General features: G+C 66.2%; 17 protein-coding genes and 4 rRNA genes. 20 read left to right on the top strand and 1 reads right to left on the bottom strand.

What is annotated here, in order from left to right:
* Nucleotides 1–2 precede the first annotated feature (2 nt).
* From ASD84_RS00310 to ASD84_RS00260, 11 genes are all read left to right on the top strand, one after another.
* The gene (locus ASD84_RS00310; RefSeq protein WP_235530900.1) at nt 3–1,223 is read left to right on the top strand and encodes an acetylornithine transaminase; all 1,221 of its coding nucleotides are present in this window, start codon (nt 3–5) and stop codon (nt 1,221–1,223) included.
* Complete coding sequence (gene argF, locus ASD84_RS00305) at nt 1,220–2,164, top strand: ornithine carbamoyltransferase (protein ID WP_056705445.1); 945 nt, start codon at nt 1,220–1,222, stop codon at nt 2,162–2,164. The genes ASD84_RS00310 and argF overlap by 4 nt, the downstream gene beginning before the upstream one ends.
* Nucleotides 2,157–2,711, top strand: coding sequence for an arginine repressor (locus tag ASD84_RS00300; RefSeq protein ID WP_056705444.1), 555 nt, complete (start codon nt 2,157–2,159; stop codon nt 2,709–2,711). The genes argF and ASD84_RS00300 overlap by 8 nt, the downstream gene beginning before the upstream one ends.
* Entirely contained in the window at nt 2,708–4,138 is a 1,431-nt protein-coding gene (gene argG, locus ASD84_RS00295; RefSeq protein WP_056705441.1) for an argininosuccinate synthase, read from the top strand. The genes ASD84_RS00300 and argG overlap by 4 nt, the downstream gene beginning before the upstream one ends.
* Nucleotides 4,138–4,611 carry an NUDIX hydrolase gene (locus ASD84_RS00290; protein ID WP_056705438.1) on the top strand — a complete coding sequence of 158 codons (474 nt, stop codon included), beginning with the start codon at nt 4,138–4,140 and terminating at the stop codon, nt 4,609–4,611. The genes argG and ASD84_RS00290 overlap by 1 nt, the downstream gene beginning before the upstream one ends.
* Nucleotides 4,608–6,035 carry an argininosuccinate lyase gene (gene argH / locus ASD84_RS00285; RefSeq protein WP_056705437.1) on the top strand — a complete coding sequence of 476 codons (1,428 nt, stop codon included), beginning with the start codon at nt 4,608–4,610 and terminating at the stop codon, nt 6,033–6,035. The genes ASD84_RS00290 and argH overlap by 4 nt, the downstream gene beginning before the upstream one ends.
* 541 nt (nt 6,036–6,576) lie before the next feature.
* Nucleotides 6,577–8,095: ribosomal RNA gene (locus ASD84_RS00280) — 16S ribosomal RNA — on the top strand.
* Between the two features lie 461 nt (nt 8,096–8,556).
* Nucleotides 8,557–11,687: ribosomal RNA gene (locus ASD84_RS00275) — 23S ribosomal RNA — on the top strand.
* A 161-nt stretch (nt 11,688–11,848) separates the two neighbouring features.
* Nucleotides 11,849–11,965 (top strand): 5S ribosomal RNA (gene rrf, locus ASD84_RS00270).
* A 159-nt stretch (nt 11,966–12,124) separates the two neighbouring features.
* Nucleotides 12,125–12,241, top strand: a 5S ribosomal RNA gene (gene rrf / locus ASD84_RS00265).
* The 16S, 23S and 5S rRNA genes sit together here, the layout of an rRNA operon.
* Before the next feature lie 197 nt (nt 12,242–12,438).
* A complete protein-coding gene (locus ASD84_RS00260) occupies nt 12,439–12,774 on the top strand; it encodes a single-stranded DNA-binding protein (protein ID WP_200954725.1) in 336 nt (111 codons plus the stop codon).
* On the opposite strand, the gene ASD84_RS00255 is transcribed toward ASD84_RS00260, so the two are convergent.
* Complete coding sequence (locus ASD84_RS00255; RefSeq protein WP_056705432.1) at nt 12,737–13,888, bottom strand: DUF1015 family protein; 1,152 nt, start codon at nt 13,886–13,888, stop codon at nt 12,737–12,739. The two genes, ASD84_RS00260 and ASD84_RS00255, sit on opposite strands and share 38 nt — an antisense overlap.
* 49 nt (nt 13,889–13,937) lie before the next feature.
* Between ASD84_RS00255 and ASD84_RS00250 the strand changes: the two genes are divergently transcribed.
* From ASD84_RS00250 to ald, 9 genes are all read left to right on the top strand, one after another.
* Nucleotides 13,938–14,960 carry an HAD-IIA family hydrolase gene (locus ASD84_RS00250; RefSeq protein ID WP_056705430.1) on the top strand — a complete coding sequence of 341 codons (1,023 nt, stop codon included), beginning with the start codon at nt 13,938–13,940 and terminating at the stop codon, nt 14,958–14,960.
* A 9-nt stretch (nt 14,961–14,969) separates the two neighbouring features.
* Nucleotides 14,970–15,146, top strand: a complete 177-nt coding sequence (locus ASD84_RS24930; protein WP_156392322.1) for a hypothetical protein — start codon at nt 14,970–14,972, stop codon at nt 15,144–15,146.
* A 2-nt stretch (nt 15,147–15,148) separates the two neighbouring features.
* Nucleotides 15,149–15,982, top strand: coding sequence for a TlyA family RNA methyltransferase (locus ASD84_RS00245; protein WP_056705426.1), 834 nt, complete (start codon nt 15,149–15,151; stop codon nt 15,980–15,982).
* Nucleotides 15,979–16,959, top strand: coding sequence for an NAD kinase (locus ASD84_RS00240; RefSeq protein WP_235531262.1), 981 nt, complete (start codon nt 15,979–15,981; stop codon nt 16,957–16,959). The genes ASD84_RS00245 and ASD84_RS00240 overlap by 4 nt, the downstream gene beginning before the upstream one ends.
* Entirely contained in the window at nt 16,956–18,707 is a 1,752-nt protein-coding gene (gene recN, locus ASD84_RS00235) for a DNA repair protein RecN (RefSeq protein ID WP_056705424.1), read from the top strand. The genes ASD84_RS00240 and recN overlap by 4 nt, the downstream gene beginning before the upstream one ends.
* A gap of 32 nt (nt 18,708–18,739) precedes the next feature.
* Nucleotides 18,740–20,479 carry a CTP synthase gene (locus ASD84_RS00230; protein WP_056710430.1) on the top strand — a complete coding sequence of 580 codons (1,740 nt, stop codon included), beginning with the start codon at nt 18,740–18,742 and terminating at the stop codon, nt 20,477–20,479.
* Nucleotides 20,476–21,075, top strand: coding sequence for an NUDIX domain-containing protein (locus tag ASD84_RS00225; protein WP_056705421.1), 600 nt, complete (start codon nt 20,476–20,478; stop codon nt 21,073–21,075). Before ASD84_RS00230 ends, ASD84_RS00225 begins: the two co-directional genes overlap by 4 nt.
* A gap of 34 nt (nt 21,076–21,109) precedes the next feature.
* Nucleotides 21,110–21,610, top strand: coding sequence for an Lrp/AsnC family transcriptional regulator (locus tag ASD84_RS00220; protein WP_235531261.1), 501 nt, complete (start codon nt 21,110–21,112; stop codon nt 21,608–21,610).
* 111 nt (nt 21,611–21,721) lie between these two features.
* Nucleotides 21,722–22,837, top strand: coding sequence for an alanine dehydrogenase (ald, locus tag ASD84_RS00215; RefSeq protein ID WP_056705414.1), 1,116 nt, complete (start codon nt 21,722–21,724; stop codon nt 22,835–22,837).
* The last annotated feature ends 1 nt before the right edge of the window (nt 22,838 follow it).

Raw genomic sequence — 22,838 nt, 5'->3', positions numbered from 1 at the left:
TCATGAGCACGCCCCGGAGCCAGGCCGAGTGGACCGAGCGGTACGCCGGCGCACTGATGAACACCTTCGGCCCGCCGAAGCTCGTCCTCACCCGCGGCGTGGGTGCGCACGTCTGGGACGCCGACGGCAGGGAGTACGTCGACCTGCTCGGCGGCATCGCCGTCAACGCGCTCGGCCACGCCCACCCGCGGCTGGTCGCCGCCGTGACGGAGCAGCTCCAGACGCTCGGCCACATCTCGAACTTCTTCGCGAGTGGCCCGCAGATCACCCTCGCCGAGAAGCTCGGTGACCTGCTGCAGAACAAGCTGGTCGAGCCTGTCGAGACCCGGGTGTTCTTCACCAACTCCGGCGCCGAGGCCAACGAAGCGGCGTTCAAGCTGACCCGCCGCACGGGCCGGACGAAGATCGTCGCGACGACCGGCTCGTTCCACGGCCGCACGATGGGCGCGCTGGCGCTGACCTCCAAGCTCGCGTACCGCGAGCCCTTCGAGCCGTTGCCGGGCGACGTCGTGTTCGTCGAGTACGGCGACGTGGCGGCCCTCGAAGCGGCGGTCGACGACCAGACGGCCGCTGTCCTGATCGAACCGATCCAGGGCGAGGCCGGTGTGATCGTGCCGCCCCGCGACTACCTGCCGGCCGCGCAGCGGATCGCCCACGAGCACGGCGCCCTGCTGTGGCTCGACGAGATCCAGACCGGCGTCGGCCGGACCGGAGCATGGTTCGCCCACCAGCACCCCGACCTCGTCGACGCACCGGTGGTGCCCGACATCGTCACGTTGGCCAAGGGCCTCGCCGGCGGCATTCCGATCGGCGCCTGCATCGCCACGCACGGCTCGGCCAAGCTGTTCGATCCCGGCAACCACGGCACCACGTTCGGGGGCAACCCGGTCGCCGCTGCGGCAGCGTTGGCGGTGCTCGACGTGATCGAGTCCGACGGCCTGCTCGCCCATGCGACGGCGCTGGGTGCACGGTTGCGCGTCGGCCTGGCCGCCGATTCCCGGGTGACCGAGACCCGCGGCGCAGGACTGCTCGTCGGGCTCACCCTGGCCGAGCCGAGGTCGGCCGAGGTCGCGGCGGCTGCCCAGGACGCCGGCTTCATCATCAACGCCGCGACGCCGGAGCGGATCCGGATGGCGCCGCCGCTGATTCTCACCGAGGCGGACGCCGACGCCTTCATCGCTGCGTGGGCGCAGATCCTGGACGACGCGGGGGTGTCGGCATGACGCGGTCCTTCCTGCGCGACGACGACCTGACCCCGGCCGAGCAGGCCGAGGTGCTGGCCCTCGCGGCCACGCTCAAGGCCGCGCCGTACGACCACAAGCCGCTGGCCGGTCCGCGCACCGTGGCGATGATCTTCGACAAGGCGACGCTCCGCACGCAGGCGTCCTTCTCCGCCGGCATCGCCGAGCTCGGTGGCAACCCGATGCTCGTCGACGGAGGCCTCGCGGGCATCGGCAAGAGGGAGTCGATCGCCGACGTGGCCCGGGTGCTCGGCCGCCAGGCGTCCCAGGTCGTGTGGCGCACCTACGCGCAGTCGAGCCTCGACCAGATGGCAGCCATGTCGGGCGTGCCCGTCATCAATGCCCTGACCGACGACTTCCACCCCTGCCAGCTGCTCGCCGACCTGCTGACCGTGCAGGAGCACAAGGGCACGTTGGCTGGCCTGACCGTCGCGTTCCTCGGTGACGGTGCCTGCAACATGGGCAACTCGTGGCTGCTCGCGGGCGCAACGGCGGGCATGCACGTGCGGATCAGCGGACCCGACGGCTACGTGCCCGACGAGGCCATGTTCGCCCGCGCCAACGAGATCGCGGCGACGACCGGGGGTTCGGCGGTGTCCGAGACCGATCCCGTCAAGGCTGTTGCCGGAGCCGACGTGGTCGTGACCGACACCTGGATCTCGATGGGCAAGGAGGCCGAGGCCGACGCCCGGCGTGCCGTCTTCGGCCCCTACGCGGTGACCCCGGAGCTGGTCGCCCACGCCAGCCCGGACGCGATCGTCCTGCACTGCCTGCCGGCGTACCGCGGGTCGGAGATCGCCGCCGAGGTCATCGACGGACCGCAGAGCGTCGTGTGGGACGAGGCCGAGAACCGCCGCCACGCGCAGAAGGCCGTGATGGCCTGGCTCCAGGACCCGGCTCGACTGGGCGCTCCCCATGAGTGAGCACGCGCTGACGCCGCTGACGAAGAACGCCCGGCTGGCGTTGATCATCGAGCTGCTGGAGAGCCGCGAGGTGCGTTCGCAGCCCGAGCTCGCCGACCTGCTCGGTGGACGCGGCGTGCACGTCACCCAGGCCACCCTGAGCCGCGACCTCGTGGAGGTCGATGCGATCAAGGTCCGCGCCGCGTCCGGGAACCTCGTGTACGCCGTACCGGCCGAAGGTGGCGACCGGACGCCGGTGTCCGCCGAGAGCGGCGCCGCCCACCAGCGGCTGTCCCGCCTGTGTGCAGAGCTCCTCGTCAGCGCCGAGGCCAGCGCCAATCTCGTCGTCCTGCGCACCCCGCCCGGGGCTGCGCAGTTCCTCGCCAGCGCCATCGACAAGGCCGAGGTCGGCGCCGATCACGACGTCCTCGGCACCATCGCCGGCGACGACACCGTCCTGGTCATCGGCCGCGACCCCGCCGGGGGAGCAGCACTGGCCCACCGATTCACCTCCCTCGCAGAGCGAGTGGAGCCCGAAAGGGCTCAATCCGAAAGGAACAGCAGTTGAGCAAGGTCCTGACCTCCCTGCCCGTGGGAGAGCGCGTCGGTATCGCCTTCTCCGGCGGCCTCGACACCTCCGTCGCCGTCGCGTGGATGCGCGACAAGGGCGCGGTGCCCTGCACCTACACCGCTGACATCGGGCAGCCGGACGAGCCGGACATCGCCGGTGTGCCGGACCGTGCCCGGCAGTACGGCGCCGAGATCGCCCGCATCGTCGACATCAAGTCGCAGCTGGTCGAGGAGGGACTGGCCGCGCTCGCGTGCGGCGCCTTCCACATCCGCTCCGGCGCGAAGGCCTACTTCAACACCACCCCGCTCGGTCGCGCCGTCACCGGCACGATGCTGGTGCGCGCGATGCAGGCCGACGACGTCAACATCTGGGGCGACGGCTCGACGTACAAGGGCAACGACATCGAGCGGTTCTACCGCTACGGGCTGCTGGCGAATCCCGAGCTGCGCATCTACAAGCCGTGGCTCGACGCCGACTTCGTCACCGAGCTCGGTGGCCGCCACGAGATGAGTGAGTGGCTGGTCGCCCACGGCCTGCCGTATCGCGACTCGACCGAGAAGGCGTACTCCACCGACGCCAACATCTGGGGTGCCACCCACGAGGCGAAGACCCTCGAGCACCTCGACGTCTCCCTCGAGATCGTCGAGCCGATCATGGGCGTGAAGTTCTGGGACCCCGCCGTTGCGATCGAGACCGAGGACGTGGCGGTCACCTTCGAGGCCGGGCGCCCGGTGGCTCTCAACGGCCGCCGGTACGACGACCCGGTCGCCCTCGTCCTGGAGGCCAATGTCATCGGTGGTCGCCACGGCCTCGGCATGTCCGACCAGATCGAGAACCGGATCATCGAGGCCAAGTCGCGCGGGATCTACGAGGCCCCCGGGATGGCGCTGCTGTTCGCGGCGTACGAGCGACTCCTCAACGCCGTCCACAACGAGGACACCCTGTCGAACTACCACCTCGAGGGCCGCAAGCTCGGTCGCCTGCTCTACGAAGGCCGCTGGCTCGACCCGCAGGCGCTGATGCTCCGGGAGTCCATCCAGCGCTGGATCGCCTCGCTCGTCAACGGCACCGTGACGCTGCGGCTGCGCCGAGGCGACGACTACACGATCGTCAAGACCGAGGGCTCGAACTTCTCCTACCACCCGGAGAAGCTGTCGATGGAGCGCGTCGAGAACGCCGCCTTCGGACCGACCGACCGGATCGGCCAGCTGACGATGCGCAACCTCGACATCGCCGACTCCCGCGCCAAGCTCGAGCTCTACGCAGCGCAGCCGCTGGACCAGGGCCAGGTGCTGGTCGAGAACGGCACGCTCTTCGGTGAGCTGCCGCCGGGCGGCTACGACCAGATCACCGCGAACCCTGACGGTGGCCTGGAAGCGGAGGCGATCCTCGAAGACGTCGCGATGGAGTCCGGAACCGACTGATGCACGCTGAACCGACCCGTCGGACGGTGGCGCGGGTGCTGCCGGTGAGCAGCGACAGCAAGGTGCTGTTGCTGCTCGGCTGCGACCCCGCGCTCCCTGACGTCCGCTACTGGTTCACCATCGGTGGCGCGGTCGACCCGGGGGAGTCCCTCGCCGAGGCAGGCGCGCGCGAGCTCCGCGAGGAGACCGGGATCGACGTACCAGCTGACGATCTCGGAGTTCCGTTCGGCACCTTCGAGGTGGAGTTCGCCTGGGACGGGCGGGACTACGTGAATGACTCCACCCTGTTCGCCGTCGCACTCGAGGAGACACCGGTGAGCTTCGAGGGACTCGACCTGCTCGAGTCGCAGTCGATCTTCGAGGCGCGATGGTGGACCCCGGAGGAACTGGCAGACGACGGCCGCGCGGTGGACCCGCGGTTGATGGAGCAGATGCGGACGGCGATTGCGCACGTCCGGGGAGGAACGACATGAGCGGCGAGACCAACACGGGCAAGCTCTGGGGTGGTCGGTTCGCCGGTGGCCCCTCACCGGAGCTCGACGCGCTGTCGCGCTCGACGCACTTCGACTGGCGTCTCGGCCTCTACGACATCGCCGGGTCGCACGCACACGCGAAGGCGCTCGGCGCCGCGGGGCTGTTGACACCGGCCGACGAGGCCGAGCTGCATCGAGGCCTCGATGCGCTTGCGGCCCGCTTCTCCGACGGCTCGTTGCAGCCCGACCCGTCCGACGAGGACGTGCACGGTGCCCTGGAGCGGCTGTTGATCGACGAGGTCGGCCCCGACGTCGGCGGTCGGCTCCGGGCGGGACGTTCGCGCAACGACCAGATCGCGACGCTCTTCCGGTGCTACCTGCTCGACCACTCGCTCTCCGTGGGTGGCCTGATCCTGGACCTGGTGGACGCCCTCGCGACCCAGGCCGACGCCCACCTGGGCGAGGTCCCGGCGATCATGCCGGGGCGCACCCACCTGCAGCACGCCCAACCGGTCCTCCTCTCGCACCACCTGTTGGCCCACGCCTGGGCGCTGCTGCGCGATGTCGAACGCCTGGGGGACTGGCGCCGCCGTACGGCGGGGGACTCGCCCTACGGCTCGGGGGCACTGGCCGGGCAGAGCCTGGGCCTGGATCCCGAGCTGGTGGCGCGCGAGCTGGGCTTCACCAGCTCGACCGCGAACTCGATCGACGGAACGGCCTCACGCGACTTCGTCGCGGAGTTCGCCTACGTGACTGCGCAGACCGGGATCGACGTCAGCAGGATTGCCGAGGAAGTGATCCTGTGGGCGACCAGGGAGTTCGACTTCGTGACGCTGCACGACTCCTGGTCAACGGGTTCGAGCATCATGCCGCAGAAGAAGAACCCCGACATCTCGGAGCTGGCCCGTGGCAAGGCAGGACGACTGGTCGGCAACCTCACCGGGTTGCTGACCACGCTGAAGGCACTGCCGCTGGCCTACAACCGGGACCTCCAGGAGGACAAGGAGCCGGTGTTCGACTCCGTCGACACCCTCGAGGTGCTGCTTCCTGCCTTCACGGGCCAGATCGCCACGCTGGTGTTCAACACCGAGCGGATGGCGGCCCTGGCGCCTCAGGGCTTCTCGTTGGCGACCGACATCGCCGAATGGCTGGTGCGGCAGGGCGTGCCCTTCCGGATCGCCCACGAGGTCGCTGGTGCCTGCGTACGTCGCTGCGAGGAGCTCGGCATCGAGCTCGACGAGCTCACTGACGAGCAGTTCGCGGCCATCTCGCCGGAGTTGACGCCGGAAGTGCGCGACGTGCTGACCGTCGAGGGGTCCGTCGCGTCTCGCGACGGCCGCGGAGGTACGGCGCCGGCCCGGGTTCGCGAGCAGTTGACCGACCTCCGCGCTCGGTCCCAGGAGCTCCGTTCCACGCTCATCTGAGCGTGAAACGACCCTCCTGACAGCTCAAGGTACCCCCCGATTTGCAACCCGGGGGACCCATGGGGGTAATGTTCCGTTTCGCCGCAGGACGCGGAAAACCTCTGCTGAGGATCCACACGGATCGGAAGCAAAAAAGAGGTTGAACCACGTCCGGGCACCAGTGTTGAACAGCTTCAAGACATGGCGGTCACGCCAAGTTGACGAGGGGAAGCGGCACGGGTAAGGTTTCACAGGTTGCCCCGCGACAGACTTGGCCGAGAGGCTGGCGAAGCGCGAGTGCGTCTGATTCTTGAGAACTCAACAGTGTGTCATGCATATAGATTGTTGTGACTGTTTTGGCATCAGCTGCCTTTGGGTGGTTGGTGTGTGGTTTCGGCAATATGATTGATTTGAGAACTCAACAGTGTGTCATGCATATAGATTGTTGTGACTGTTTTGGCATCAGCTGCCTTTGGGTGGTTGGTGTGTGGTTTCGGCAATATGATTGATTCTGACGGTAGTAATACTTGTCAGGGTTTGTTGTTTGTCAGTATTGGATTTTCTTATGGAGAGTTTGATCCTGGCTCAGGACGAACGCTGGCGGCGTGCTTAACACATGCAAGTCGAGCGGAAAGGCTCCTTCGGGGGTACTCGAGCGGCGAACGGGTGAGTAACACGTGAGTAATCTGCCCTGCGCTCTGGGATAGCCACCGGAAACGGTGATTAATACCGGATATGACATGTCCCTGCATGGGGGTGTGTGGAAAGTTTTTTCGGCGCAGGATGTGCTCGCGGCCTATCAGCTTGTTGGTGAGGTAATGGCTCACCAAGGCTTTGACGGGTAACCGGCCTGAGAGGGTGACCGGTCACACTGGGACTGAGACACGGCCCAGACTCCTACGGGAGGCAGCAGTGGGGAATATTGGACAATGGGCGGAAGCCTGATCCAGCAACGCCGCGTGAGGGATGACGGCCTTCGGGTTGTAAACCTCTTTCAGTACCGACGAAGCGAAAGTGACGGTAGGTACAGAAGAAGGACCGGCCAACTACGTGCCAGCAGCCGCGGTAATACGTAGGGTCCGAGCGTTGTCCGGAATTATTGGGCGTAAAGGGCTCGTAGGCGGTTTGTCGCGTCGGGAGTGAAAACCATGGGCTTAACTCATGGCTTGCTTTCGATACGGGCAGACTAGAGGTATGCAGGGGAGAATGGAATTCCTGGTGTAGCGGTGAAATGCGCAGATATCAGGAGGAACACCGGTGGCGAAGGCGGTTCTCTGGGCATTACCTGACGCTGAGGAGCGAAAGTGTGGGGAGCGAACAGGATTAGATACCCTGGTAGTCCACACCGTAAACGTTGGGCGCTAGGTGTGGGACCTATTCCATGGGTTCCGTGCCGTAGCTAACGCATTAAGCGCCCCGCCTGGGGAGTACGGCCGCAAGGCTAAAACTCAAAGGAATTGACGGGGGCCCGCACAAGCGGCGGAGCATGCGGATTAATTCGATGCAACGCGAAGAACCTTACCTGGGTTTGACATACACCGGAAGCCCCCAGAGATGGGGGTCTCTTTGATACTGGTGTACAGGTGGTGCATGGCTGTCGTCAGCTCGTGTCGTGAGATGTTGGGTTAAGTCCCGCAACGAGCGCAACCCTCGTTCTATGTTGCCAGCACGTAATGGTGGGGACTCATAGGAGACTGCCGGGGTCAACTCGGAGGAAGGTGGGGATGACGTCAAGTCATCATGCCCCTTATGTCCAGGGCTTCACGCATGCTACAATGGCCGGTACAAAGGGCTGCGATCCCGTGAGGGGGAGCGAATCCCAAAAAGCCGGTCTCAGTTCGGATTGGGGTCTGCAACTCGACCCCATGAAGTCGGAGTCGCTAGTAATCGCAGATCAGCAACGCTGCGGTGAATACGTTCCCGGGCCTTGTACACACCGCCCGTCACGTCACGAAAGTCGGCAACACCCGAAGCCGGTGGCCTAACCCTTGTGGAAGGAGCCGTCGAAGGTGGGGCTGGCGATTGGGACGAAGTCGTAACAAGGTAGCCGTACCGGAAGGTGCGGCTGGATCACCTCCTTTCTAAGGAGCACACCCTGCTCGATGGCCGAATGTGTCATTGAAACTTTGGGTTGTTCACTAGTGGAACACAACATTTCTTACTCGCCTGGTCGACGTCCTTTGTGGTGTTGGTTGGTGTGGGTGTGCTGACACGCTGTTGGGTATCTGAGGCATCAGACGAGCCTGGACTGGTACGTCTTGCTGCTTGGGCTTCGGCCTGGGTGGGGAGATGGGTCTGGGTGAGCTGGTTGGGCTTCTTGGTTGTTTGATTTATTCATAGTGGACGCGAGCATCCGCCCGCACTTGCTTGCCCTGGGCTCCTTGTATCTAGAGGGGGTGGGGTGAGGTTGTGGTGGGCGGTTTTTGTTTGTGTTGTTTCGTGATTGTTTTAGTGTTCTTGAGAATTTGAGTTACCACGAGGACGATCCGACGTGCGCATCATGCTGTTGTTTGGTTTGTTGTGTGTGTTGGTGGTTTGTTGTGGGCAAGTTATTAAGGGCACATGGTGGATGCCTTGGCATCGAGAGCCGATGAAGGACGTGGGAGCCTGCGAAATGCCCTGGGGAGTTGGCAACCGAGCGTTGATCCGGGGATGTCCGAATGGGGAAACCCAGCTGGAGTTATGTCCAGTTACCCACATCTGAATAAAATAGGGTGTGTGGAGGGAACGTGGGGAAGTGAAACATCTCAGTACCCACAGGAAGAGAAAACAACCGTGATTCCGAGAGTAGTGGCGAGCGAAATCGGATGAGGCTAAACCTATATCGTGTGATAGTCGGCAGACGTTGCGGTGTAGGGGTCGTGGGAATATCGTTGTCGCACCTGCCGGTGTGGCGCACAGTCAGAAACCAGTGTTGAGGTCGAAGACCGTTGGAAAGCGGTGCCGTAGCGGGTGATAGCCCCGTAGACGATAGACGCTGGCTGTGTTCGGTATCTCCCAAGTAACACGCCACTCCTGGAATGGTGTGTGAATCTGGCGGGACCACCCGTTAAGCCTAAATACTCCTCGATGACCGATAGCGGACAAGTACCGTGAGGGAAAGGTGAAAAGTACCCCTGGCGGGGAGTGAAATAGTACCTGAAACCATGTGCCTACAATCCGTTAGAGCTCCCTTGTGGGGTGATAGCGTGCCTTTTGAAGAATGAGCCTGCGAGTTTGCGGTGTGTGGCGAGGTTAACCCGTGTGGGGAAGCCGTAGCGAAAGCGAGTCTGAATAGGGCGCTTTAGTCGCACGCTCAAGACCCGAAGCGGAGTGATCTACCCATGGGCAGGTTGAAGCGCCGGTAAGACGGCGTGGAGGACCGAACCCACTTAGGTTGAAAACTGAGGGGATGACCTGTGGGTAGGGGTGAAAGGCCAATCAAACTCCGTGATAGCTGGTTCTCCCCGAAATGCATTTAGGTGCAGCGTTGCGTGTTTCTTGCCGGAGGTAGAGCACTGGATAGCCGATGGGCCCGACCAGGTTACTGACGTTAGCCAAACTCCGAATGCCGGTAAGTGTAAGCGTGGCAGTGAGACTGCGGGCGATAAGGTTCGTAGTCGAGAGGGAAACAGCCCAGACCATCGGCTAAGGCCCCTAAGAGGCGGCTAAGTGGAAAAGGATGTGGAGTCGCAGTGACAACCAGGAGGTTGGCTTGGAAGCAGCCACCCTTGAAAGAGTGCGTAATAGCTCACTGGTCAAGTGATTCCGCGCCGACAATGTAGCGGGGCTCAAGCCGCCCGCCGAAGCCATGGCATCGACGTATTAACCCAAGCCGCTGACTTGATCAGTTGGTTCAGGGGCGTCGATGGGTAGGGGAGCGTCGTGTGGCGAGTGAAGCGGCGGAGTGATCCAGCCGTGGACGCCACACGAGTGAGAATGCAGGCATGAGTAGCGAATCACGGGCGAGAAACCCGTGCGCCGAATGATCAAGGGTTCCAGGGTCAAGCTAATCTGCCCTGGGTAAGTCGGGACCTAAGGCGAGGCCGACAGGCGTAGTCGATGGACAACGGGTTGATATTCCCGTACCGGCGAAATGGCGCCCATGACGAGCCCGGTAATGCTAACCACCCGAAACTCATCTTACCGGAGTCTTCGGACCGAGGGGGGTGAGCAGAGCGTGGAACCCGAACCGGTAGTAGTCAAGCGATGGGGTGACGCAGGAAGGTAGTCCAACCGCCGCGATGGTAGACGGCGGGTAAGCGTGTAGGGGACGTGGTAGGCAAATCCGCCACGTGACCATTTGATTGGTGACCTTGAGACGTGATGCCGACCCCGTATGGGGGAAGTGGATGATCCTATGCTGCCGAGAAAAACCTCTAGCGAGCCATGAGCCGCCCGTACCCCAAACCGACTCAGGTGATCAGGTAGAGAATACTAAGGCGATCGAGACAACCATGGTTAAGGAACTCGGCAAAATGCCCCCGTAACTTCGGGAGAAGGGGGGCCTGGATCGTGTACCCACTTGCTGGGGAAGCGTGAAGGGCCGCAGAGACCAGGCCCAAGCGACTGTTTACTAAAAACACAGGTCCGTGCGAAGTTGTAAGACGATGTATACGGACTGACTCCTGCCCGGTGCTGGAAGGTTAAGAGGACGGGTTAGACGCAAGTCGAAGCTCAGAATTTAAGCCCCAGTAAACGGCGGTGGTAACTATAACCATCCTAAGGTAGCGAAATTCCTTGTCGGGTAAGTTCCGACCTGCACGAATGGAGTAACGACTTGGGCGCTGTCTCAACCATGGACTCGGCGAAATTGCACTACGAGTAAAGATGCTCGTTACGCGCGGCAGGACGGAAAGACCCCGGGACCTTTACTATAGTTTGGCATTGGTGTTTGGTTCGGYTTGTGTAGGATAGGTGGGAGACTTTGAAGCAGCCACGCCAGTGGTTGTGGAGTCAACGTTGAAATACCACTCTGGTCGTACTAGATGTCTAACCTAGGGCCATGATCTGGTTCAGGGACAGTGCCTGATGGGTAGTTTAACTGGGGCGGTTGCCTCCTAAAGAGTAACGGAGGCGCTCAAAGGTTCCCTCAGCCTGGTTGGCAATCAGGTGTTGAGTGTAAGTGCACAAGGGAGCTTGACTGTGAGACAGACATGTCGAGCAGGGACGAAAGTCGGAACTAGTGATCCGGCAACTGCGAGTGGAAGCGTTGTCGCTCAACGGATAAAAGGTACCCCGGGGATAACAGGCTGATCTTCCCCAAGAGTCCATATCGACGGGATGGTTTGGCACCTCGATGTCGGCTCGTCGCATCCTGGGGCTGGAGTAGGTCCCAAGGGTTGGGCTGTTCGCCCATTAAAGCGGCACGCGAGCTGGGTTTAGAACGTCGTGAGACAGTTCGGTCCCTATCCGCCGCGCGCGTAGGAAACTTGAGAAAGGCTGTCCCTAGTACGAGAGGACCGGKATGGACGAACCTCTGGTGTGCCAGTTGTACCGCCAGGTGCATGGCTGGTTGGCTACGTTCGGAAGTGATAACCGCTGAACGCATCTAAGCGGGAAGCACGTTTCAAGATGAGGTTTCCCACCCCCTTGTGGGGTTAAGGCCCCCAATAGATTATTGGGTTGATAGGCCGGAGGTGTACAGCAGCAATGCCCAGCCGACCGGTACTAATAGGCCGAAGACTTGCCACAACAAATCCCCAACACACTTAACAAACACGCATCACAGCACAAACACGCGTCCACTATGAAGACCAACCCCGACACAGGGGCCCCAGGTCAAGGAGTCCACCCCACACACGGGGAGAACTCCCACACCACACGGGCACACCTGGACAGAGGGTTAATAGAGTTACGGCGGCCATAGCGGCAGGGAAACACCCGGTCCCATCCCGAACCCGGAAGTTAAGCCTGCCAGCGCCGATGGTACTGCAACCGAGAGGCTGTGGGAGAGTAGGACGCCGCCGGACATACATTCAGGTAGAGGCCACCCTCGGGTGGCCTCTACTCTGTTTTGTACCCAACACTTTTCAATNCCCCGACACAGGGGCCCCAGGTCAAGGAGTCCACCCCTACACGGGGAGAACTCCCACACCACACGGGCACCCCGAACAGAGGGTTAATAGAGTTACGGCGGCCATAGCGGCAGGGAAACACCCGGTCCCATCCCGAACCCGGAAGTTAAGCCTGCCAGCGCCGATGGTACTGCAACCGAGAGGCTGTGGGAGAGTAGGACGCCGCCGGACATACATTGCCGAAAGGCCAGCACCTCAGGTGCTGGCCTTTCGTGCTTTTTGCGCCCAATTCATCGGCCTCGTTGGGGTCCATCAGTTCTCCACAGCGCCTCTTTCGACAGGAGATTCTCCACAGCGCCAGGGCACGCGAGGCCCACGTGTCGGCAGGGAATCAGATGCTCGGTTCATCCCAAGGAGGAGGAACCGTGATGGTGAATGAAGTGACACTGGTCGGCCGGCTCGCAGCCGATGCCGAACAACGCGAACTGCCCAGTGGCGATCTGCTCGGTGTGTGCCGTCTGATCGTCAGCCGCGAGGAAGTGCGGGTGCTCCCGACGGGGCGCAGAGGTCCCTCGGTCGACGTCGTCGACCTCGCGGCCTGGACTCCCAAGGCCCGTCGTTCGATGGGCCGGTGGCGCGAAGGTGACGAGGTCGCCGTGGAGGGCGCACTGCGCCGTCGGTTCTACCGGGCCGGGGGTGCGACGTCGTCCCGGGTCGAGGTGGAGGTCAGCTCGGGTCGGCTGGTGCGTCGCGCAAAGACCTGATGAGGACACCGAGGCTGGGCTTCGGCTGGAACGAGGTGGCCTTCTCCGGTAGCAGGCGATCGGCCTCGGCGATGCGGAGCACCAGGTCGACCGACGGCGCTGGCATCAGCACAGCGACCTGGTCGGGCCGTGCACGCCCGAGCGCGTCGTCGACGCTGTGGTGATAGGTCAGGGCCGTCGGCCCGTGGGGGAGAGCCGGGACGATTCGGCGGTGCAACGTCTCCACGGCGGCTTCGCCGCTGCCCGGGTCCAGGTCGAGCACCGCCCAGGTGGTGCCGTCGGTGGCGACGAGGCGGGTGGCACTCAGGGCTGCGACCGCATCGGCCTGGCTCTGCTCCTCGTAGTGGAGACCGACGCTCTCGACGGCGTCGCGCAGGTCGGCCAGGGAGGCACCGGCCAGGGTCCGGTGGATGGGGCCGAGGAACAGCGGCGTGGCCTCCTGGTCGACCAGCATGGCGAGCCCGAAGTCGGTCGCCGCCCGGCCTCCGTCGGCACCCGCGTGGCGGCGCTGCAGGCGCAGGTAGGCCGCGTACCGGTGGTGGCCGTCGGCGATGAGGGCGCGACTGCCGGCCAGCTCGATGGCGATGGTGGTCAACGTGGCGGGGTCGCGGATCGCCCAGATCCGGTGTTGCTGCTCGCCGCGGTCGGTGAATGCGTGGTCCGGCCTCGAGGTCATCACCGTGGCCAGTGTCGATCGCAGTACGTCGCTGCCGCGGTGCACCAGCAGGATCGGTGCCGGGTTCAGCTGCATCTCGGCCATCCGGTCGGCGAGGTCATCGGCCTGTGCCGGATGGATTCCTTCGTGGGGGAGCACTGCGCGGTCAGCGGGTCGCTTGGCGCGCCGTGACACGTCGAGGGCGCCGACCAGGCCGCGCACGGTCATTCCGGCCGAGGTGTACTCATGGAGATAGAGCGCCGCCTCGGCGTCGCGGCTCACGTAGCCTTTGGCCTGCCACCGCAACAGGCGGGCGGACACGTCCTTGTAGGGACGGGCGAACGCGCGGCCGGTCGAGGGGTTGCCCACCCGTGCGGGCGCGAGCATCAGCCCGGCGAAGGGTTCGAGGCGCAGCGGACCGGCGACGTACGGAGGTGTCACCAGGGCGGTTGCGTCCATCTGGGCATCGTACGGAGCATTCGGTGGCAGGCACTGGCAGGGTGGTCACGTGTTGCTCACCTCCAGCCGGCCGCTCTCGGCCGTCTACGACCTGGCCATGCTCGACCTGGACGGCGTCGTCTACATCGGCGCCGCGGCGGTCCCGGGCGCAGCCGGTCACATCGCGGACGTCCGTACCGCTGGCATGCGGGTCGCGTTCATCACCAACAACGCGTCCCGTCCGCCGGCAGCGGTGGCTGAGCACCTGACCGAGCTCGGCGTGCCCGCGAGCACCAGGGACGTGGTGACCAGCGCGCAGGCGACAGCACGCCTGCTGGCGGAGCGCTTCGGTGTCGGCGCCAGCATCGTGTGCCTCGGTGGCGCCGGTCTTCGGGCTGCCCTCGAGGAGGCCGGCATGGTCCCGGTCGGTGTCGATGACGATGCCCGGGCCGTCGCGTCGGGGTACGGGCCGGAGCTGCGCTGGCGCGAGATCATGCGCGCCGCCGTACGGATCCGCGAGGGCGTGCCGTGGGTGGCCAGCAACACCGACACCACGATCCCGACGTCGTTCGGCGTTGCGCCGGGTCACGGCGTGCTGGTGGAGATGCTCGAGCGATTCACCGGGGTCTCGCCCGTGGTGGCAGGCAAGCCCGAGCGACCCCTCCTGGACGAGACGGTCCGACGCGTCGGGGGCGACCGTCCGCTCATGGTGGGCGACCGCCTCGACACTGACATCGAAGGTGCCCACAACGCGGGTGTCGACTCGCTGTTGGTGCTGACCGGCGTCACCGGGCTCGAGGACCTGGTGGCGGCGCCACCGGCGCTGCGGCCCTCCTACATCGCGCCCGATCTGGGTGGCCTCGGTACGGCACATCGGGTTCCCGAACGCTCCGGCGACGCGTGGGTGCTCGGCGGCTGGCGCGGGCAGGTGCGCGCCGGTCGGCTCGAGCTCGAGCAGCTGGCGGCGGACGCGGCTTCGGCCGACTGGTGGCGAGTCGCCGCCGGATCGGCCTGGAACCATCTCGACGCGACGGGAACGGTGGTGGACCTCACCGCGGCCCGGGTCCCCGGTGAGGCCGGTGCGGCGCGGTAGCCTCAGCGCATGACCGAGGTACCTGTTCCGGCGCCCACGCCCACCGGGATCGACTCCGTCGACCGGGTGCTCGACCTCGTTGCCGGGCTCGACGCCCGTCCACTGGCCGAGCATGCTGCCGTCTTCGAGGAAGCGCACGCAGATCTGCGCCAGACCCTCGACAATCCGCCGGCCGCCAGCGCCTGATCGTGCCACCGCGCCGACTCCGTCTCGACGCGGAACTGGTTCGCCGAGGTCTGGCGCCGTCCCGCGAGCGCGCCGCCCAGCTGATCGCTGACGGCCGGGTGAAGGTCTCCGGTGTCGTGGCGACGAAGCCGGCGACCGGTGTCACCACCGACCTCGCGATCCTCGTGCTCGAGGGCGAGCACGGGCCCGACTACGTCTCCCGAGGCGCCCACAAGCTGCTGGGTGCGCTGACGGCCTTCGGCGCTCAGGGGCTGACTGTCTCCGGGCGACGTTGTCTCGACGCAGGCGCCTCGACGGGCGGCTTCACCGACGTGTTGCTGCGTGCCGGGGCCGAGGAGGTCGTTGCCGTCGACGTGGGTTACGGACAGCTCGACTGGTCCCTGCAGCAACACGAGAGGGTCCGGGTCCACGACCGCACGAACGTCCGGAGCCTGACGTCCGACGACATCGGAGGACCGGTCGACCTGGTCGTCGGCGACCTCTCCTTCATCTCCCTGGTCCTGGTCCTGGACGCGCTGCTGGGCGTGACCCGCGCCGACGGCGACCTGGCCCTGATGGTCAAGCCGCAGTTCGAGGTCGGCAAGGACCGCGTCGGCAAGGGTGGCGTCGTCCGGGACCCTGAACTGCGTGCCGAGGCCGTGCTCGCGGTGGCTCACGCCGCGGCTGCCCGGGGCTGGGGCGCGCGGGCCGTCACCGTGAGCCCCCTACCGGGGCCCTCCGGCAACGTCGAGTTCTTCCTGTGGCTGCGTCACGGTCCTCCGAGTGTCGACGACGAGTCCATCGCGGAGGTCGTACGGCGCGGTACGTCGGGCCCGGATGAGATGGTGGCTCCATGACGACCAGCGAGATGGACGCCAACGCGAGCAGCGACACGCCGCGCCGCGTCCTGGTGCTGGCGCACACGCGTCGCCCCGAGGCGCGCGAGGTGGCGCGTTCCTTCGTCAAGGAGCTCACCGGGAACGGGATCATCGTCCGGCTGCTGCGCAGCGAGGCCGACGACCTCGAGCTCGACCCGGCCGGCTACGTCCCGGCGGTCGAGCTCACCGACTCCGAGACCGACGCCAGCCGGGGCTGCGAGCTCACCGTGGTGATCGGCGGTGACGGCAGCATCCTGCGCGCTGCGGAAGTGACCCACAAACGGCTCACCCCCGTCCTCGGGGTCAACCTGGGCCACGTGGGCTTCCTCGCAGAGGCGGAGCACGAGGACGTGGCCGCCACCATCGACGCGATCATCCACCAGCGGTACACCACCGAGGACCGTCTCACCCTCGACGTGCGGGCGTTCGTCGACGGCGAGCTGGTCTATGCCACGTTCGCGCTCAATGAAGCCAGCGTCGAGAAGGCGGCTCGCGAGCGGATGCTCGAGGTCGTCGTCGAGATCGACAGCCGCCCGTTGTCCCGCTGGGGCTGTGACGGGGTCGTCTGCGCGACTCCGACCGGCTCGACGGCGTACAACTTCAGTGCCGGTGGTCCGATCGTGTGGCCGCAGGTCGAGGCACTCTGCATCGTTCCGCTCAGTGCCCATGCGCTCTTTGCGCGGCCCATGGTGGTGGCGCCGTCGTCGGTCATCGCGATCGAGGTGCTCGAGGGCAACCAGGGTTCGGGCGTGCTGTGGTGCGACGGTCGACGCAGCGTCGACCTGCCGCCCGGCGCACGGATCGAGGTGAGCCGCGGGTTGCGTCCCGTGCGACTGGTCCGGCTCCATCAGGCTCCGTTCACCGACCGCCTGGTCGCGAAGTTCGGCCTGTCGGTCGAGGGATGGCGCGGCGCGGCCGAACGTCGACAGGCATGGGAGCGCGGTGATCGGACATGATCGAAGAACTGCGGATCAGCTCGCTCGGAGTCATCGACTCCTCCGTCCTCGAGCTCGGACCCGGACTGACCGTGATCACCGGTGAGACCGGTGCCGGCAAGACGATGGTCGTCACGGCGCTGGGGCTGTTGCTCGGGGGACGCTCTGACACGGGCGCGGTGCGCGCGGGCGCGAAGCAGGCTCGGGTCGAGGGACTGGTGCGCGCCGACGCGCTGCCCGGGCTCAGCGCCGCCGTCGAAGAGGCGGGCGGCGAGGTGGAGGACGGCAGCGTCGTGCTGGCTCGCAACGTCAGCGCCGAAGGCCGGTCCCGTGCGTTCGCCGGGGGAGCGGGCGTGCCCGTGGCCACGCTGGCGGCGATCGCCGAGCCGCTGGTCGCGGTCCACGGCCAGTCCGACCAGCACCGACTGTTGAAGCCGCAGACCCAGCGGCACGCGCTGGACCGCTTCGGCGGTCACGACGCGCTCCACGCCACCTATGCGGAGCTGCATGATCGCCTGATCGCCACCGAACGCGAGCTCGCCGACGTGCGCGCCACCGCTCGCGAACGTGCCCGTGAGGCCGACGTGCTCCGGTTCGGCGTCGACGAGGTCGCTGCTGTCGCCCCGCAGTCGGGGGAGGACGTCGACCTGGCCGCCGAGGAATCACGGCTCGGCCACGCCGACACCCTGCGTGGTGCCGCCGAGCAGGCCAGGGAGGCGCTCTCCAGCGACCACGGTTCGCCGGACGCGCTGGGTGCCGTCGCTGCGGCCCGTGGGCTGCTCGAAGGCGTGCGGGGTCACGACCCCGAGGCCGGAGCGCTCGCTGACCGGGTCGCCGAGGTCAGCTACCTGCTCTCCGACGTCGCCGCCGACGTCGCCTCCTATGCCTCGGGCATCGACACCGACCCGAACCGGCTGGCGGCAGCATCCGAGCGCCGCGCTGCCCTCCTCGCGCTCACCCGGAAGTACGGCGACAGTGTCGACGACGTCCTGGCCTGGGCCGAGGACGCCTCGAAGCGCTTGATGGACCTCGACTCGACCGACGACCAGATCAACGCCCTGGCCGCGGCTTCGGCCGCGCTACGCGTCGACCTGGCTGCCGCCGGCGCAAAGCTGAGCAAGGCGCGAGCCGCAGCAGCGAAGAAGCTCGGATCGGCCGTCAGTGACGAGCTGACCCTCCTGGCGATGCCGCACGCCCGAATGACGATCCGGGTCGCGACGCGAGCCGGCGCCGACGTACCTGCTGATCAGGAGCACCCGCCCGCGGACCTGCTGCTGGTCGACGGCACCTGGGTGCGCTTCGGGCGCAGCGGACTGGACGACGTGGAGTTCCTGCTGGCCGCCAACAGCGGTTCGGACCCCCGCGCGTTGAACAAGGGTGCCTCCGGCGGTGAGCTGTCCCGCGTCATGCTGGCCGTCGAGGTCTGCCTTGCCGGCACCAGCCCGGTGCCGACCTTCGTGTTCGACGAGGTCGATGCGGGCGTCGGGGGAGCGGCAGCCGTGGAGATCGGACGACGGCTCGCGACCCTCGCGCTCGGTGCCCAGGTCCTCGTCGTCACCCACCTTCCGCAGGTCGCGGCCTTCGCGGATCGCCACGTCCTGGTCGAGAAGGCCAGCAACGGTTCTGTCACCAGCTCCGGACTCGTGACCCTCGATGACGCGGGTCGCGAACGCGAGCTCTCCCGAATGTTGGCCGGCCTCGCCGAGTCCGACACCGCCCTGGCCCACGCCCGCGAACTGCTGGACGTGGCGCGTCGACGTGCAGGCTGAGGCCGGAACACGTAGGATGGAATCCCGTGAACATGGCGCCCATTAGTGGCTTGACGCAGCGCGGACATCAGGCAAAGCATCTCTTCGTCACCGGAGGGGTCGCCTCTTCTCTTGGCAAGGGCCTCACCGCCTCGAGCCTGGGTCGCTTGCTGCGCTCCCGGGGCCTTCGGGTCACCATGCAGAAGCTGGACCCGTACCTCAACGTCGACCCCGGGACGATGAACCCGTTCCAGCACGGCGAGGTCTTCGTGACCGACGACGGCGCCGAGACCGACCTCGACATCGGGCACTACGAGCGCTTCCTCGACACGAACCTCAACCAGATCGCCAATGTCACCACCGGACAGGTCTATTCGTCGGTGATCGCCAAGGAGCGCAAGGGCGAGTACCTCGGCGACACGGTCCAGGTGATTCCCCACATCACCAACGAGATCAAGGAACGCATCCTTGCGATGGGCCGCCAGACCGTCCTGAACGACGCTGGCGAGAGCGGTCCGGTCGACGTCGTGATCACGGAGGTCGGTGGCACCGTCGGCGACATCGAGTCGCTGCCGTTCCTCGAGGCTGCCCGCCAGGTCCGCCACGACATCGGCCGTGACAACGTCTTCTTCCTGCACGTCTCGCTGGTTCCGTTCATCGGTCCTTCGGGCGAGCTGAAGACCAAGCCCACGCAGCACTCGGTTGCCGCACTGCGCCAGGTCGGTATCCAGCCCGACGCCGTCGTGTGCCGCGCGGACCGGGAGCTGCCGGACAGCATCAAGGCCAAGATCTCGCTGATGTGTGACGTCGAGCAGGACGCCGTGGTCACCGCGGCCGACGCTCCGTCGATCTACGACATCCCGAAGGTGCTGCACCGCCAGGGCCTGGACGCCTACGTCGTACGACGCCTCAACCTGCCCTTCCGCGACGTCGACTGGACGCTGTGGGACGACCTGCTCCGCCGGGTGCACCACCCCAAGGAGGACGTGACCATCGCGCTGGTCGGCAAGTACGTCGACCTGCACGACGCGTACCTCTCGGTCGCCGAGGCCCTGCGCGCCGGTGGGTTCGCCCACGAGGCCAAGGTGCACCTGCGCTGGGTGGCTTCCGACGAGTGCGAGACGCAGGCGGGCGCGGCCAAGCAGCTGTCCGACGTCGACGCGATCTGCGTGCCCGGTGGATTCGGCATCCGTGGCCTCGAGGGCAAGCTGGGCGCCCTCACCTATGCCCGTGCCCACGCCATCCCCACCCTCGGCCTCTGCCTGGGGCTGCAGTGCATGGTGATCGAGTACGCCCGCACCGAGCTCGGCCTCTCCAAGGCGGGTTCCACGGAGTTCGACGTGGACACCCCGGAGCCCGTGATCGCGACGATGGAGGAGCAGAAGAACATCGTCGAGGGCGCCGGTGACCTGGGCGGCACGATGCGCCTGGGCCTGTACCCCGCGACGCTCTCGGCCGGATCCATCGCCCGTGAGGTCTACGGTGCCGACATGATCGAGGAGCGGCACCGCCACCGCTACGAGGTCAACAACTCCTACCGTGAGCGGCTCGCGAAGGCAGGTCTGGTGTTCTCGGGGCTGAACACCGATCTCGACCTGGTCGAGTTCGTCGAGCTGCCGCGTGACGTGCACCCGTACTACATCGGCACCCAGGCGCACCCCGAGCTCCGCTCGCGCCCGACCCGGCCGCACCCGCTGTTCGCGGGCCTGGTCGGCGCCGCGCTGGTGCGTCAGCGTGAGACGCGCCTCGAGATCGACGAGACCGGGCTGCACCCCGAACCGGTCGGCGAATGAGCGAACTGCGCGACGTCCCCGAGTCGTGGCCGGTCGGGTCCAGCACGGACCTGCACCGCGACGGCTGGGTGCTCGCGCTGCGTTCGGACCAGGTCACGCGTCCCGGCGCGGTCGACGAGGGAGCTTTCCGGCGCCTGGTCGTCGAGCACCCCGGTGCCGCGGTCATCCTGGCCATCGACGAGGACGACCGGGTGCTCTGCCTGCGCCAGTACCGGCACCCCGCGCAGCACCGGCTGATCGAGCTGCCGGCTGGCGTGTGCGACCACCCGGGTGAGGACCCGATCGAGGTCGCACGGCGCGAGCTGCGCGAGGAAGCCGCCATGCAGGCGGAGCAGTGGACCCATCTGCTGTCGACGTTCAGCTCGCCCGGCTACTCCGCCGAGCGGATCCACTACTACCTGGCCGAAGGCCTGTCCGCTGCCGACCGGGGCGACTTCGTGCTCGCGCACGAAGAGGCCGACCTGGAGACGATCTGGGTCCCGTTCCCCGAGCTGGTCGACGCCATCCTTGCCGGCGCGGTGACGGACGGTCCCGTTGTCCAGGCCGTGCTCGCCGTCCAGGTGCTGCGCGATCGTGCGGGGCAACCGCGCGCCTGAACATCTCACGGGCGCCCGCCCTATGCTGCGAAGCATGTCCGAGCTGGATGCCATCGATGCCGCGATCGTTCGGGAGCTGCAGGGCGATGCACGGTTGGCGAACAACGTTCTTGCCGCACGAGTCGGGATCGCTCCGTCGACCTGCCACGGCCGTGTCCGATCGTTGTTCGAACGCGGTGTCCTGCTGGGTACCCAGGTCGAGGTCGACCAGGCCAGCATCGGCAGGCCCCTCCAGGCCATGATCTCGGTGCGGCTGCGCCCGCATGCGCGCAGCGAGCTCAGCGCGTTCGCGCAGGCGATGGCCGGCCTGCCCGAGGTCCTCAACGTCTACTTCCTCGCTGGCGCCGACGACTTCCTGATCCACGTCGCCACCGCGGACTCCGAGGAGCTGCGCGAGTTCGTCCTGCACCACCTCAGTGGTACCCGCGACGTGGCGATGACCGAGACCAGCCTGATCTTCGAGCACCTCCGGGGACGTCGTACCGAATCTGGTTCGGCACGTCGCTCCGGCGGGGCGCGCGGGCCGACGATCTGATCGTTCTTGGTCCTCCGGCCGAATAATCGCTGGAGGTACTAGCGGAGGCGCCGACGAATCTTCAGACTTCGATCAGTCCCGTGAACCGGGCCAGCGATCAGGAGGAGTCCCATGCGCGTCGGCGTACCGAAGGAAGTCAAGAACCACGAGTACCGGGTGGCGATCACGCCGATCGGCGTGCACGAGCTGGTGGCCCACGGCCACGAGGTCCTGATCCAGGCCGGCGCGGGACTCGGCTCGTCGATCGAGGACGTCGACTACGTCGCCGCGGGTGCGCAGATCCTGCCGGACGCCGATGCCGTGTGGGGGACCGCCGACATGGTGCTCAAGGTCAAGGAGCCCATCGCAGAGGAGTACGCCCGGATGCGCGACGGGCAGGTCCTCTTCACCTACCTGCACCTGGCCGCGGACAAGGCACTGACGGAGGAGCTGCTGGCCCGTCGGGTCACCGGCATCGCCTACGAGACGGTGCAGCTGCCGACGGGCGCGCTGCCGCTGCTCTACCCGATGTCCGAGGTCGCCGGTTGCCTCGCCCCGCAGGTCGGTGCCTACAACCTGATGAAGGCCCAGGGCGGACGCGGCGTGCTGATGGGCGGCGTGGGGGGAGTCGCCAACGCGAAGGTCGTGATCATCGGCGCCGGCGTGTCCGGTCAGAACGCCGCCAACATCGCGCTCGGCATGGGCGCCGACGTCACGTTGCTCGACACCGACCTCGACAAGCTCCGGATGTCCTTCTGGCGCTACAGCAACCAGGTGCACGGACTCGCGTCGTCGAAGCTGGCGCTCGAGCAGCAGGTGATGGAGGCCGACCTCGTGATCGGTGCGGTGCTGATCCCCGGAGCGGCGGCCCCGAAGCTGGTCAGCAACGAGCTGGTGTCGCGGATGAAGCCCGGCTCCGTGCTCGTCGACATCGCGGTCGACCAGGGCGGCTGCTTCGAGGACACCCACCCCACGACGCACGCCGATCCGACGTACCAGGTCCACAACTCGACGTTCTACTGCGTGGCGAACATGCCCGGTGCGGTGCCGAACACGTCGACGTACGCGCTGACCAACGCGACACTGCCGTACGCCGTCGCGCTGGCCAACAAGGGCTGGGTCCAGGCGTGCCGTGACGACCACAGTCTGGCCCTCGGACTGAACACCCACGCGGGCAACCTCACCAACGCTCCGGTGGGCGAGGCCGTTGGCATCGCGTCGGTCCCGCTGGAGGACGCGCTAGCCTGAC

It is taken from the genome of Nocardioides sp. Root682 (assembly GCF_001427795.1).
Lineage (GTDB): Bacteria > Actinomycetota > Actinomycetes > Propionibacteriales > Nocardioidaceae > Nocardioides.
Note: the sequence above shows the minus strand (reverse complement) of the source record. Positions and strands in the feature narration are given on the sequence as shown.

Excerpts from the sequence above, each read along its gene's own strand:
- ASD84_RS00240 (WP_235531262.1), top strand. The coding sequence starts at position 15,979 with ATGACGACCAGCGAGATGGACGCCAACGCGAGCAGCGACACGCCGCGC.
- ASD84_RS00310 (WP_235530900.1), top strand. The coding sequence starts at position 3 with ATGAGCACGCCCCGGAGCCAGGCCGAGTGGACCGAGCGGTACGCCGGC.
- ASD84_RS00300 (WP_056705444.1), top strand. The coding sequence starts at position 2,157 with ATGAGTGAGCACGCGCTGACGCCGCTGACGAAGAACGCCCGGCTGGCG.
- recN (WP_056705424.1), top strand. The coding sequence starts at position 16,956 with ATGATCGAAGAACTGCGGATCAGCTCGCTCGGAGTCATCGACTCCTCC.
- ald (WP_056705414.1), top strand. The coding sequence starts at position 21,722 with ATGCGCGTCGGCGTACCGAAGGAAGTCAAGAACCACGAGTACCGGGTG.
- ASD84_RS00225 (WP_056705421.1), top strand. The coding sequence starts at position 20,476 with ATGAGCGAACTGCGCGACGTCCCCGAGTCGTGGCCGGTCGGGTCCAGC.
- argH (WP_056705437.1), top strand. The coding sequence starts at position 4,608 with ATGAGCGGCGAGACCAACACGGGCAAGCTCTGGGGTGGTCGGTTCGCC.
- ASD84_RS00260 (WP_200954725.1), top strand. The coding sequence starts at position 12,439 with ATGGTGAATGAAGTGACACTGGTCGGCCGGCTCGCAGCCGATGCCGAA.
- ASD84_RS00220 (WP_235531261.1), top strand. The coding sequence starts at position 21,110 with ATGTCCGAGCTGGATGCCATCGATGCCGCGATCGTTCGGGAGCTGCAG.
- ASD84_RS00290 (WP_056705438.1), top strand. The coding sequence starts at position 4,138 with ATGCACGCTGAACCGACCCGTCGGACGGTGGCGCGGGTGCTGCCGGTG.
- argF (WP_056705445.1), top strand. The coding sequence starts at position 1,220 with ATGACGCGGTCCTTCCTGCGCGACGACGACCTGACCCCGGCCGAGCAG.
- ASD84_RS00255 (WP_056705432.1), bottom strand. The coding sequence starts at position 13,888 with ATGGACGCAACCGCCCTGGTGACACCTCCGTACGTCGCCGGTCCGCTG.
- ASD84_RS24930 (WP_156392322.1), top strand. The coding sequence starts at position 14,970 with ATGACCGAGGTACCTGTTCCGGCGCCCACGCCCACCGGGATCGACTCC.
- ASD84_RS00230 (WP_056710430.1), top strand. The coding sequence starts at position 18,740 with ATGGCGCCCATTAGTGGCTTGACGCAGCGCGGACATCAGGCAAAGCAT.